Source organism: uncultured Hymenobacter sp., assembly GCF_964242765.1.
Taxonomy (GTDB): domain Bacteria; phylum Bacteroidota; class Bacteroidia; order Cytophagales; family Hymenobacteraceae; genus Hymenobacter.
Window position 1 is genome coordinate 41,997 of sequence record NZ_CAXTBM010000008.1, and the last position, 12,898, is coordinate 54,894.

10 protein-coding genes are annotated in these 12,898 nt (G+C 52.9%); 8 read left to right on the forward strand and 2 right to left on the reverse strand.

Annotated features, from left to right (window positions below; all coding sequences use genetic code 11):
• Positions 1 to 187: 187 nt before the first annotated feature.
• From rpsF to priA, 6 genes are all read left to right on the forward strand, one after another.
• Positions 188 to 565: a 30S ribosomal protein S6 gene (gene rpsF, locus ACFE7X_RS04950; protein WP_375434554.1), complete on the forward strand. Its 378-nt coding sequence runs from the start codon at positions 188 to 190 to the stop codon at positions 563 to 565.
• Between the two features lie 8 nt (positions 566 to 573).
• On the forward strand, positions 574 to 825 hold the full coding sequence (rpsR, locus tag ACFE7X_RS04955; RefSeq protein ID WP_022822548.1) for a 30S ribosomal protein S18: 252 nt from the start codon (positions 574 to 576) through the stop codon (positions 823 to 825).
• Between the two features lie 96 nt (positions 826 to 921).
• Complete coding sequence (rplI, locus tag ACFE7X_RS04960; protein WP_375434555.1) at positions 922 to 1,365, forward strand: 50S ribosomal protein L9; 444 nt, start codon at positions 922 to 924, stop codon at positions 1,363 to 1,365.
• A 241-nt stretch (positions 1,366 to 1,606) separates the two neighbouring features.
• A complete protein-coding gene (locus ACFE7X_RS04965; RefSeq protein ID WP_375434556.1) occupies positions 1,607 to 4,150 on the forward strand; it encodes a GSCFA domain-containing protein in 2,544 nt (847 codons plus the stop codon).
• 64 nt (positions 4,151 to 4,214) lie between these two features.
• Complete coding sequence (locus ACFE7X_RS04970; RefSeq protein ID WP_375434557.1) at positions 4,215 to 6,251, forward strand: thioredoxin domain-containing protein; 2,037 nt, start codon at positions 4,215 to 4,217, stop codon at positions 6,249 to 6,251.
• A 129-nt stretch (positions 6,252 to 6,380) separates the two neighbouring features.
• Complete coding sequence (priA, locus tag ACFE7X_RS04975; protein ID WP_375434558.1) at positions 6,381 to 8,924, forward strand: primosomal protein N'; 2,544 nt, start codon at positions 6,381 to 6,383, stop codon at positions 8,922 to 8,924.
• A 46-nt stretch (positions 8,925 to 8,970) separates the two neighbouring features.
• On the opposite strand, the gene ACFE7X_RS04980 is transcribed toward priA, so the two are convergent.
• Positions 8,971 to 9,672 (reverse strand): hypothetical protein, encoded by a 702-nt coding sequence (locus tag ACFE7X_RS04980; RefSeq protein ID WP_375434559.1) that lies wholly within the window; start codon positions 9,670 to 9,672, stop codon positions 8,971 to 8,973.
• A 192-nt stretch (positions 9,673 to 9,864) separates the two neighbouring features.
• On the reverse strand, positions 9,865 to 10,476 hold the full coding sequence (locus ACFE7X_RS04985; RefSeq protein ID WP_375434560.1) for a hypothetical protein: 612 nt from the start codon (positions 10,474 to 10,476) through the stop codon (positions 9,865 to 9,867).
• 187 nt (positions 10,477 to 10,663) lie between these two features.
• On the opposite strand from ACFE7X_RS04985, the gene ACFE7X_RS04990 reads away from it, so the two are divergent.
• Positions 10,664 to 11,449, forward strand: coding sequence for a class I SAM-dependent methyltransferase (locus ACFE7X_RS04990; protein WP_375434561.1), 786 nt, complete (start codon positions 10,664 to 10,666; stop codon positions 11,447 to 11,449).
• 139 nt (positions 11,450 to 11,588) lie between these two features.
• The gene (locus ACFE7X_RS04995) at positions 11,589 to 12,833 is read left to right on the forward strand and encodes an S-adenosylmethionine:tRNA ribosyltransferase-isomerase (RefSeq protein WP_375434562.1); all 1,245 of its coding nucleotides are present in this window, start codon (positions 11,589 to 11,591) and stop codon (positions 12,831 to 12,833) included.
• Positions 12,834 to 12,898: the final 65 nt, after the last annotated feature.

Consider the following 12,898-nt stretch of genomic DNA (forward strand, 5'->3'; position numbering starts at 1 on the left):
ACCAGCCACAGCAGCTTGCTCTTTAGCTAACCCATTCCGCACCGCGAAGGTTTGCTTCCTGATGTCCAAAATGTTAAGAACAATTTTCTGGTAAATATTTTGGTATGGGAGGTAAAAGCCACAACGGAAAAGTCGTATCTTTGCCGGCTCATTAATTTTTTCACAATTCAAATTCTACCCCGTCGTAATGGAAGTAAGAAATTACGAGACGGTCTTCATTTTGACTCCCGTATTGAACGAAAGTCAAGTGCAAGAGACGGTCGAGAAGTTCTCGCAGGTGCTTAAGGAAAATGGCGCCGACATCATCAACTCTGAAGCTTGGGGCCTAAAAAAATTGGCGTATCCAATTCAGAAAAAAAATACGGGCTACTACTTTCTCGTGGAGTTCACTGGCTCGGGTAACATCGTGGACACGCTGGAACTCGCCTTCCGTCGAGACGAACGGATTATCCGCTTCCTCACTACCGTTCTGGACAAGCACGCTGTAGCTTACAGCCAGCGCCGCCGCAACGGAGAGATGAACCAGCAGAAAACCCAGAAACAACCGGAAGCCGTAGCCCAGTAACTTAAACCATGAGCCTCGCCAACGAACGTATCCACAAGCAGGATACCCGCAAAAAGTATTGCCGCTTCAAGAAGAACGGCATCAAGTATGTTGATTACAAGGATCCGAACTTCCTGCTGAAGTTTGTGAACGAGCAGGGCCGAATTCTGCCTCGCCGCATCACGGGCACTAGTCTGAAGTTCCAGCGTAAAGTAGCTCAAGCCGTAGCAAAAGCTCGTCACTTGGCTCTGATGCCCTACGTAACTGACTCTTTGAAATAGATGGTTGTTGATAGCAGATTGCTGTCTATGGAGTAGGACTGCAAAGACACTACTAACGGCACTATCAGCTATGCACCGATCAACAATTAAAAAATCATGGAAGTAATTCTGAAAGACGACGTAAAGGGCCTGGGCTACAAGAACGACACTGTAAAGGTGAAGCCTGGTTACGGTCGCAACTATCTGCTCCCGCAAGGTTTGGCCATTCTGGCTGATAAAACCAACAAGAAGATCGTCGCTGAGAACATCCGTCAGGCCGCTCACAAGGCCGACAAGATTAAAGGCGATGCGCAAGCAATTGCCAATAAGATTGGTGACGTAGTACTCGAAATTCCCGCCAAAGTGGGTGAGAGCGGCAAGATTTTCGGTCGTGTAACCACGCTTCAGCTCGCCGAGGCTTTGAAAGCTAAGGGTATCGAAGTAGAGCGTAAGCGCCTCTCGTTCGACCAGGAGCCCGGTTCGGTAGGTGAGTACACCGCTACCGTGGACCTGCACCGCGAAGTGAAGCACAAAGTACGTTTTAATGTGGTAGCTGAGTAAGCTATTCAAGTTAAAAGAAAGCCCGACTGTCTTGACAGTCGGGCTTTTTTGATTCACTTATTTAAGTAATAAATCGGGATATTCAAGTACCCTTACTTGGCTTGTTGTATAGCTAGTATTTAACTGAAATTACTACAGTGACACTTCTTGCATGTTGTTTCAGTAAGCCACATTTTGGCTGAACGCACGATGTTGAGTAGGTTGCCTGTCCGTTGGCTGATTTTTGCCGTATCTGTTTGGAATGTTCCGCACTGAATTACCTCTCACTCCCGCTTTGCACCAATTGCCTCTTTCGGCACGCGTGCTAACTATTGGTTCCTGCTTTTCCGAAACTATTGGGGGTCGGTTGGCAGAAGCCAAGGTACATACGTTAGTTAATCCGTTTGGTACCTTATTCAATCCTATTTCTGCCTGCAAGCTGCTACGGGCAGCGGCCGGTGAAGAGATGGACTGGCAGCAGCACCTAGTAGAAGCGCGAGGACGTTGGCAGAGCTATGATCTTCATGCCAATCTCGGGGCCGATTCTCCTGTGGAATTGCTCCAGACAATCCAACAACTCTCACGAGATACGGGGGTGTTCCTAACTACGGCTGATGTAGTCGTACTGACGTTAGGCACAGCGTGGGCTTATCGACTAAAAGAAACCGATGAGTTAGTAAGCAACTGCCACAAAGTGCCAGCAGAAAAATTCAATAAGGAGTTGCTGACTCCCGATGAAATTATCAACGCTGTTGCAGAGACCCATGCGTATCTCCGTTTGCGGAATCCTAAACTGCGGTTTGTACTGACCGTGAGCCCAGTACGCCACTTGAAAGATACGCTACCACTGAATGCAGTAAGCAAATCGGTATTGCGGGTGGCCTGCCACTACTTGAGTGAGCTACTGCCTGACGTATCGTATTTCCCGGCCTACGAGTTGCTGTTAGATGATTTGCGCGATTACCGCTTTTACGCGGCCGATATGCTGCACCCTTCGGTCGTAGCGGAAGATTATATATGGGAGAGGTTTGCACGAACCTACTTCGACGTCGAGTTTGGCCGGTTCCGTAAGGAATGGGAATCGGTCCGACAAGCCTTGCATCACCGGCCATTACATGCAGCTGCTCCCGAGCACCGGCAGTTTCTTGTTAGCACGCTGGAACGGCTGGAGAAGCTCTCCAGTCAGGCCGACATGCGCATGGAAATTCTGGAAATCCGCAAGCAGATACAGAATTTGCCGTTGCCGAAGCCACAACCGGTACCGGAAGCCGATATAGAAGACAATGAGGAACGGATTGATGTAGGCGATGAGGCTACCCCGGTGCCAGTAATAGCGGCAGAGCACACCGTTTTGATAGAAGCTATTAGTGAGGTTGTTGAAGTAGAACCCGAAAAAGTAGAGGAACTCAGTGAGGCGGAAACTATGGCAGAAACCATGGAAGAAGCGGCACAGCCCAAGAAAAAGCGGCGCAACCGAGGTGGCGCGAAGCGAAACAAGAAAAAGCATGCGGCCCGGTTGGCAGAAGAAGCGGCTGCCCTAGCGGCTGGCACTACTATTCTTCTTAGTGAAGCATCTTTGGTAGCGGAATCAGATGAAACAGCGGAAGAGGTAGCAGCAGAAGAAGTAGGTACGGCCTCTGTTGTTACGGTGGCTCTTGATCCGGATGTTCCTCTGCAAACAGCAATGGAGCGCCGTAAGCGCGGCTCACGTCGGGGCAGAGGCCGCGGCAAACAGTTAACTGAAGTAGTTTCTCAAGCTACGGGTATCCCGACCGAACCTAGTTCGTTGGCTCCGGACCTCACCGAGTCACCAGTGCTGATTGATCCTGATGCGGAATTCGTTACTGGAGCGGCTCTGCTCGAACCTACAGTACCATCAACTGACCAGACAGATAGTGTTGAGCCAGCAACTTCTAACGTGACGCCAGGCTTGCAGCGGCCAGTCCGTACGGGCCGCTCAGCTAGTGAGGTACGAGCGGCGGCCCTACGTAAGTCGCGTCGGCCCGATTCGCGCATCAAAACGCTGTATGCTACTCCACCAGAAACGCCGCCAACAATAGCACCCTCAGCAGAGGCAACGCTGCTGGAATCTTCTTCAAATCCTAATGACCTGGTAACCTCAGCTTTACCGACTGCTGCCATTGAAGTCCCGTCTGAGTTGCAAGTTCCAGCGTCTGCGGCACCAGCATCTGTAGCACCAGAACGACCACCGGTTGTTAGTGCTATTCCGTCGGTGAAAGGAACAGGTGCTTCCGGCCGATTGACTGCCTCAGGCCAGGCTACTCTAAATACAGCGCCAGCCCGCTTGAAATCAACGCCTCCGCCACCGGCTGTTGAAATTGAAACCTCAGCTGAGCCAGCTACCATAAGCCCGGCACTTGATCCTGTAGCACCCTCAGTAGAGTTGGTACCCGCTCCGCTACAAACGAACGAGCAGCTTCCTGCTACCCCAGTTACCGAAGCTCCTTTACCTGATCCTGCGCCACTAGCTTCAGCGCCCAAAAAACCGCGGCATCGGCCAGCCAAGCCGCAGGCCAAGCAAAATACTGCCTCCGTAGAGCAGTCGGCGCCAGTTGAAGTCGAAAAGAAAAAGCCAGCCCCAAAAGCAAACAAGAAACGGAAAGCCACTGAAACATCTGCTCCCGCTGCATCTGCACCAGAAGCGGCCCCGCCTTCGGGCCGACGTAAACCAGCTGCCAAGCCAACAGCGCCGGCTACGGAGCCCCCAGCCGCCGCACGTAAACGGCCTGCTCGGCCACCACGTCGCAAACCTGAAGCTCCTGATGAGACACCAGATGCATCTTAAATACTGTTGATTTTAAAACCCGGTCCCACAGGACCGGGTTTTGTCTTTCCAATCCTTCTGTCCGATGAATGCATCTAAGCAGCCCGACTCTACCAACCGACTTGCGCAAGAATCTAGTCCCTACCTCCTTCAGCACGCCCACAACCCTGTTGATTGGTATCCGTGGGGTGACGAAGCACTGAGCCGGGCTCAAGCTGAACAAAAGCCGATTCTGGTAAGTATCGGCTACGCGGCTTGCCACTGGTGCCATGTGATGGAACGCGAGTCGTTTGAGGATGCGGGGGTTGCGGCCGTAATGAACGAGCATTTTGTGTGCATAAAGGTGGACCGGGAAGAGCGGCCCGATGTGGACCAAGTGTACATGGAGGCCTTGCAAGCCATGGGCGTGCCGGGCGGTTGGCCGCTAAACGTGTTTCTAAATTCGGAAGCCAAGCCTTTTTATGGCGGCACCTATTTCTCGCCCGGCAACTGGAAGCAACTGCTAACCAGCATTGGTCGGGCTTATCGAAACGAAGATCGGAAGCAACTAGATGCTTCGGCCGAGCAGTTTGCGCAAGCGCTGCAAGCCAGCGAACTAGAGAAATACCGTATTTCGGCCGCTACAGAAGGTTTTTCGGCAGACGAGTTTAAGCTGCTTGTGCACAACTTGGCCGGTAAATTCGACCGGGAATTAGGTGGTATGAATCGCTTACCAAAATTTCCAATGCCGAGCATATGGCGCTTTTTGCTACGCACCTACCAACTCAGCGGCAGCCGGCGCCTATTAGCTCAAATCAACCTCACACTGCGTGAAATGGCCTGGGGCGGCATCTACGACCAGGTAGGCGGCGGGTTTGCCCGCTATTCCACCGATGCCGAATGGCTGGTTCCGCACTTCGAAAAGATGCTCTATGACAACGGCCAACTGGTAAGCTTATACGCCGAAGCCTACCAAGTAACCCATGATGATCTATACCGGGAAGTGGTATACGATACAATCAGCTTTGTAGAGCGCGAGCTAACCAGTCCGGAAGGCGGCTTCTACTCTTCCCGCGATGCCGATAGTGAAGGCGAAGAAGGTAAGTTCTACGTTTTCACCAGAGAGGAATTGCGCGCTGTTCTGGCTGATGAAGAATCTTTGGCGGCCGATTACTACAGCTGTACTGCCGTGGGCAACTGGGAGCACGGTCGCAATATTCTGCATCGCCGCGCCTCCAGCACCGATTTCGCTGCCGCGCATCAGCTTGCGCCCGATGTGCTGGCCGCACTGATAAAAGAATGGAAGCAGAAGCTACTCACTGCTCGTAACCGTCGCATCAGCCCTGGCCTCGACGACAAGATCCTAACCGGCTGGAACGCGCTAATGCTACAAGGCCTATTGGATGCCTACCGAGCCTTCGCTGAGCCCAAGTTTCTGGTGTTGGCACTTCGGAACGCGCGGTTTATTGAAAATAAGCTACGCAACGGAGCCGGCCTCCACCGCAACTACAAGAATGGGCGCGCCTCTATCAGTGCTTTCTTGGAAGACTATGCGTTGGTTATCCAGGCCTACATCAGCCTCTACGAAGCAACCTTCCAAGAGAGCTGGCTACATCAGGCCAAAAGCCTGACCGAGTACGTGCTAATTCATTTCTTCGACCCTACGGAAGAGCAGTTCTTTTACACCGACGACACCGGCGAGAAACTCATTGCTCGCAAAAAAGAGCTGTTCGACAACGTAATTCCTGCTTCCAACTCGGTTATGGCGCACAACCTGCACCGGTTGGGCTTACACCTCGAAAACAGCCACTATACCGAGCTAGCCACTGCCATGCTGCGCCGCATTCAGGCATTAGTAGTGCAGGAGCCGCAGCACCTTACCAATTGGGCGACGCTGTACACCGCGCAACTGAAACCAACTGCTGAAATTGTAGTTGTCGGCCCGGAAGCAGAGACTTTACGTCAGGAGCTAAGCCGCGAATATCTGCCCAACGTCGTGCTAGCCGGCACTGAAAGCGCCAGCACGTTGCCTTTGCTCCAAGGCCGGGAGCCGCATGATGGAAAAACCACGATTTACGTGTGCTTCAACCACACCTGTCAGCAGCCGGTGCATACGGTGGCGGAGGCCCTGACGCAGATGTAGTAAGCTGTTTGCGCAACGAGTTTCAGCGCTAGCTATATAGCCGCTTCACCCGACGATTTTATCGGCGCAGAGGCCCGGCGCAAGCACCACCTTGTTATCTTTACCTTCCGCTTTCAGATTGCTTTTCCCTTGAGTCTTACGTTCGACTTTGTTCAGTTGCAGCCAGAACCCGCTGCCGACCGTGTCACGCTATTTGCCGACGTGATTCTGCCGTTGCCGCTGCCCAAGCTCTACACGTATCGGGTGCCCTACGAGCTAAACGACCAAGTGGTGATTGGCGGACGCGTGATTGTGCAGTTTGGGGCCAAACGGACGTTGAGTTGCATTGTGGCCGCCGTGCACGAAACACCCCCCAAAGAATACCAAGCCAAGTACATTCTGGAGTTCATCGACGATGCGCCCGTCGTTACGCAACCGCAGTTACAGCTGTTTCGCTGGCTGGCCGACTATTATATGTGCACGCTGGGCGAGGTAATAAACGCGGCGCTGCCCTCGGCCTTGAAGCTTAGCTCGGAGTCGCGGGTGCAACTGCATCCAGCTTTTGTGCGCGAGGAGAATCCGTATCCGCTCAGTGAGCAGGAAGAGAAGATTGTCGACACGTTGAGTGCTGGCGAGGACGGCAAATCCTTGACCTTTACCGAAGTCGGAGAATTGCTCGGTATTGCTTCATTCCACAAGGTTATCAAGAGCTTGATGCAGAAAGACGTAGTCTTTCTCTTCGAACACATGGCCGATAAGTACGCGCCGAAAGTGGTGAAGAAAGTGCGGCTAGCGCATCATTTTGTGGCGGAAGCAGCGCTGGAGGGCTTGTTTGCGCAACTCGCAGCGCGGCCCAAGCAGCTCGACGTGCTGATGCGCTACTTGCAAAAAGTACCCGTTTATCAAAACGAATTCACCAACCAAAACGGCATCGAGAAGGTCTACCTCACGTCGGCCCCGCACCTCTCCCCTTCCGCTGTTAATACGCTCATCAAAAACGGGGTATTAGAGCAGTTCGATGTAATTGTGTCGCGCTTTCCCCTCGATGATGCCACGCAGGCCAACATGCATTTCACTTTGAGCGAGGCCCAAATCGAGGCCCGCGACGAGGTGATGCGCCTGTTCAACACCAAAGACATTGTGCTGTTGCACGGCGTGACCGGCGCCGGCAAAACAGAAATCTACATCGACCTGATTCGCAACGCGCTGGATGGCGGCGGGCAAGTGCTGTATCTGCTGCCCGAAATTGCTCTCACCGCCCAGATTGTAACCCGCCTGATGCGTGTGTTTGGCTCCCGGTTGGGCGTGTACCACTCTAAGTTCTCTGACAACGAGCGGGTAGAAGTCTGGAACGGGGTGCTGTCGGGGCGGTTTCAGGTGGTGATTGGCGTGCGGTCGGCCGTATTCCTGCCCTTCGACAATCTGGCTTTGGTGATTGTAGACGAGGAGCACGAGTCGAGCTACAAGCAGTATGACCCAGCCCCGCGCTATAATGCCCGGGAGGTGGCCCTGATGATGGCCAACTTCCAAGGGGCCAAAACGTTGTTGGGTTCCGCTACACCAGCTGTCGAAACGTTCTACCAGACGCGCACCGGCCGCTACGGGCTCGTAACGCTCACCAAACGGTTTGGCGAGGCGGGTTTGCCGGAAATCGAGTTAGTGGATACGCGCAAGAGCCGGGAAGCTAAGAAGATGCTCAACCACTTCACGCCCGAGCTGCTGACGGCCATGGAAACCAAGCTCAGCCTCAAGGAGCAAGTGATTCTGTTCCAAAACCGGCGTGGCTACTCCCCTTTCATCAACTGCGTGGACTGCGGCTGGATTCCAAAATGCATGAACTGCGCCGTGAGCCTTAGCTACCACAAACAAGCCCACGAGCTGCGCTGCCACTACTGCGGCTACCACGACCAGATGCCCGTGGAATGCCCCGCCTGCGGCTCGCGCAACATCAAAACCGTGGGATTTGGCACCGAGAAGATTGAGGACGACCTAAAAGTGATGCTACCCGCCGCCAACGTGCAGCGCATGGACCTCGATACTACCCGCGCCAAAAACTCCTATCAGCAAATTATCGGCGACTTCGAGCAGCAAAAAACCAACATTCTGGTCGGCACGCAAATGGTAACCAAGGGCCTGGACTTCGCCAACGTGAGCTTAGTAGGCATCATCAATGCCGATAGTATCATTCACTACCCAGACTTCCGAGCGCACGAGCGAGCATTCCAGATGTTTGTGCAGGTGAGTGGCCGAGCGGGCCGTAAGGGCAAGAAAGGCAAAGTCATCATCCAGACGGCCGACCCGCTGCAAATCATCTTCGATAAGGTGATTCGCAACGACTACTTGGAGTTCTACGACTACGAAATCACGCAACGGCGCGAGCATGGCTATCCGCCGTTTATGCGGGTTATTCGGCTCGTAGTAAAGCACGTAGATCAGCTACTTTGCGAGCGGGCCGCTATCCTGCTGACCGGCGAGCTAGTAGCCCGGCTAGGCCGCGAAGCCGTGCTCGGGCCGGAAGCACCCTATATTTTCCGCATTCGCAACTTCTATTTGCAAGAAATTACCATCAAGCTCAGCCGCGAACATACCGTTCTCAAATCAGCTAAGGCAGATATTCTAGCAGCCATCAATGCCGTCAAGAACGAGAAAGATTACAAGCAAGCTCGCTTCGTAGCCGACGTTGACCCGATGTAGCAACTATGTAAGATGCTAAGCGGCAGCGCAGCTGGTAAGTGTACGTTTAACTTCCCGCAATAGAGAAGATTGAGCCCAACAATAATAGAATAATTGCAGGTAGAAGCAGGAGCACGCCATATATAAAGACTAGTACTCCTAACACACCACCTATAGTCAATAAAAGCCGGCCCGTCTTTCTACTTTGGCTCCTGCGGCTAGCTAGCTTTGCAGATATGGGTGGAATGGCATCATCTGCCGCCGCTTCACGCGCTTCGCGCACACGGCGTAAGCGGCCGTTCTTTCCTTGGAAAAAGAGCAGGGCAAGCCCAATCAACAGTATCATTAAGCCTCCCAAAAACCCTATAACCTGACTTAATCCGTCCCATTCCGTTGGGGGAGCGTCAGTACTGGCAATGGCAATCATTAAGCCTAGCCCCACAGCCGTTGTAGCGCCACCAACGCTATTTACAATCGTGGTGGCTGGATCGGGCTTGCTGCTTATAACAGATTTGTTTACGGCAGTGTCGGGCAACAACACCGGCAGCTTATTCACCGAAGGCATTGAGGCGGGCGCTACTTGGTCCCCTTCATCCTCACTCAGAATTTCTCTCTCGGGCAGTGTGGCCGTCAATACGGGCTGTGATTGATAGAATGTTGGTTTACGCAAGTTTGGTTGCGGTCTGTATATTTCAGTGTCCGGTAAGATGGTAACGGAACGCACACTTTGACAGGCAGTCAGCGAAACCAGCAAAGCAGCCAGAAGCACTTTTCGAACAAAGTATCTATGCATTTTATTCTATAACAGGCTTAGATAGAGTAAATCGTATTAATATAATTAATGTAAGTGGAAAAAGGCGTTGTTCAACTCTCACTGTACTTAGGTAAACGCACAAAAAAGCCCTGAATACCGGAGGCAGACAAGGCTTTTAGTATCAGCAATAAGTACGAAACGTGGGACCTACAATTCGTCGAGCAGATAAAGAATTATCAGAATCACCCCAACGAGGAACAGGATAGAGCCTAGAATGGCGAATACGTTCCCGATAACGCCTCCAATAGAACCCAGCAAACCTACCAGTAGACCAACCAGCAATAAGATAACGCCTTGCCGAAGCTTACCTTCCAGTTTGCTAGTGGCAGCCGTTTCGTGGCGTTGCTTGAGCTGCACCTTGCCAGTCGCTTTGTCCACCTGTTTTAGCACCTTCGCGACTCCCATTTTCTGCACTAGATTCAGTCTATGCGCTGCCGGTTTGTTATCCTGCTTTAAGCGAGCGGACTTAGCTTGGGCTTTCGGAGCAGCTAAGGGAGTGGCCGCGCTGGCGGGTGTACCAACGGCAGGCATTTCAACAGCAACAAGTTTTTCTGCCGGCTGTGCAGCTTGTGTTTTCGCAACCGTTACGTCCTTTTCTGCTACAGTTGGCGTAGGAACTGATTTAGTGGTGCCATACGTAGCGTGATAAGGCGTTGTTTTGGGCAACATGGCATACTCGGCGCGGTTGCAACTAGCGGCGCTTAGGGCAATGGCCGCAATAGCAGTCAGCTTAGGCAGAATGTTGAAAAGGTGCTTCATGAGCTAAAATAGTTGGTGAAAGGTTCAGGAACGGGTTTTGTACGCGCTAAAATAGAAATGGGCGGTAAAACATCATCAAAATTGCTTTTTATTATCGTCCACTAGTCTTGCGCATAGTTCGAAGTTGGCCGAACGCTTCTCCCGGTTAGGATGTTTAACTAAACAGGATTTACTTGCACTCGGGCCTATGTCTCTCTCCTCTTTGTTCCGGACTACCACCTTGTCCGTTTTTCTACTTCCGGCCGCCTGTACCCAAACCCCGATGGAAAGCTCCTCGGCCGTGGCGGCAGAACAACCTATTGTAACCGACCAAACGGCTACGGCAGCAGATACAAGCGGCTACCATTTGGCGCCACCTCAAGATCCAAACGGAATTGGCAGGTATTATCAGGGCCGCCAAATAGCGCACGTCATGGGTCATGAGGGTGCCGAGTGGCTGGAGCGCGGCGACCGGCAGGAAGAAGAGCGAACCGACGTACTGTTGCGCGAACTAAAGCTGAAGCCTACCGATGTAGTGGCCGATATTGGAGCCGGTACGGGTTATTTTTCTTTCCGTATTAGCCCCTTAGTGCCGCAAGGCAAGGTATTGGCGGTGGATATACAGCCAGAAATGATTAAATATCTAACCGACCACAAAGCAACCAATAAGGCGCAGAACGTACAGCCAATTTTGGGTACGGTTCAAAATCCCAACCTGCCTACTGGCGGCGTCGATATGGTATTGATTGTGGATGCTTATCACGAGTTCGATCATCCGCGGGAAATGATGCGCGCGATTCGCAGTTCGCTGCGGCCTACTGGCCGAGTGGCATTGGTAGAGTACCGGGCCGAAGATCCAAACGTGCCCATCAAGCGCATTCACAAAATGACGGAAGCCCAAGCTCGTAAGGAAATGGAGGCTTTGGGAATGGTTTTCGTGGAAAATATCAAGAGTCTGCCCCAGCAACACCTGCTGATTTTCCGCAAATCATGAAGGTCAGGCTCTTTGCCTTCAACCTTCCAAGCTTTTACTGAATACGGTCCGCTATGTAGCGGACCGTATTTTTTAGGTGGCCGGAAGAATATATGACCTCCAACTGTTCCGGCTGACTTCGTAATCTACCTTTGTAGGTATGTCGATTCCTGTTGCTGACCCCCGCCTGCTTTCCATTCACGATTACACCTATACTCTCCCCGCAGAGCGAATTGCTCCCGAGCCCTTGCCCGACCGGGACCAGTCGCGGCTGCTTGTGTACCGTAGCGGCCATATCACCAACCAGACTTTTCACAACTTACCCACAGAGCTTCCATCGGACACGCTATTGGTGTTCAATGATACCAAAGTGGTGCAGGCCCGGCTGTTTTGCCGCAAGCCTAGCGGTGGGCAAGTCGAATTGTTTTGTTTGGAACCGGTAGCGCCGCATAGCGCCATTGAGCTGGCCATGCAGCAAACCGGGGAGTGTGTGTGGAAATGTCTGGTTGGCAACGGCAAGCGCTGGAAAAGTGGTCCGGTTTCACTGAATTTCACAGCGCAAGGTCAGGCAGCTACCCTTATTGCTGAGCGTGCAGAGGCCGTCGATGGTTATTCGCTAATTAAGTTTAGTTGGAATCCGGCCACTCTACCGTTTGCCGAAGTACTGCGTGGTGCCGGTCATCTGCCGCTGCCACCCTACCTCAACCGGGAGGATACAGAGGCCGATGCAGTCCGCTACCAAACGGTGTATGCCACGCACGAAGGCGCGGTTGCGGCTCCTACTGCCGGCCTGCACTTCTCTGATGCGGTAGTTGCTGACCTTGCTGAGCGCGGTATTACCACGGCCCGCGTGACCCTCCATGTGGGGGCAGGCACTTTCCAGCCCGTAAAAGCCGCTCGTATGGCCGACCATACCATGCACGGCGAACCGTTTGTGGTGCAGGCCGAAGTGTTGCGTCAGTTACTAGCGCACCACCTGCGCCCGCTGATTGCGGTAGGCACTACCAGCCTGCGCACGCTGGAAAGTCTGTACTGGCTTGGGGTGCAGGCGGCCGCGGGCCAATTACCTCCCAATACATTACCTCACGTAGCACAGTGGCAGCCCTACACGCCCGGCTCCGATCTTGCTGCTACCTCGGCTTTGAAAGCTCTCCTCGAATACCTGGACGCACAGCAGTTAGACGCGCTGCACGCCACCACTCAGTTGTTGATTGCTCCTGGCTATCAGTTCCGAATGATACAGGGACTGGTCACGAATTTCCACCAGCCTGAAAGCACACTGCTCTTGCTGGTGGCCGCCCTGCTCGGCCCCGACTGGCGGCGCGTATATGAGCATGCCCTAACAAACGGGTATCGGTTTCTAAGCTACGGCGACAGCTCATTGCTCCTTCCTGACTCACTATAGAGGCAATAGTTAGCAGAGCCTGATGGTAAAATGGGTTAGTTGCAGCTCGCTTTTCTCGTGCGTTC

Coding starts and splice junctions, on each gene's coding strand:
- ACFE7X_RS04985 (WP_375434560.1), bottom strand. CDS start 10,476: ATGAAGCACCTTTTCAACATTCTGCCTAAGCTGACTGCTATTGCGGCC.
- rplI (WP_375434555.1), top strand. CDS start 922: ATGGAAGTAATTCTGAAAGACGACGTAAAGGGCCTGGGCTACAAGAAC.
- ACFE7X_RS04970 (WP_375434557.1), top strand. CDS start 4,215: ATGAATGCATCTAAGCAGCCCGACTCTACCAACCGACTTGCGCAAGAA.
- ACFE7X_RS04995 (WP_375434562.1), top strand. CDS start 11,589: ATGTCGATTCCTGTTGCTGACCCCCGCCTGCTTTCCATTCACGATTAC.
- ACFE7X_RS04965 (WP_375434556.1), top strand. CDS start 1,607: ATGTTCCGCACTGAATTACCTCTCACTCCCGCTTTGCACCAATTGCCT.
- rpsR (WP_022822548.1), top strand. CDS start 574: ATGAGCCTCGCCAACGAACGTATCCACAAGCAGGATACCCGCAAAAAG.
- rpsF (WP_375434554.1), top strand. CDS start 188: ATGGAAGTAAGAAATTACGAGACGGTCTTCATTTTGACTCCCGTATTG.
- ACFE7X_RS04990 (WP_375434561.1), top strand. CDS start 10,664: ATGTCTCTCTCCTCTTTGTTCCGGACTACCACCTTGTCCGTTTTTCTA.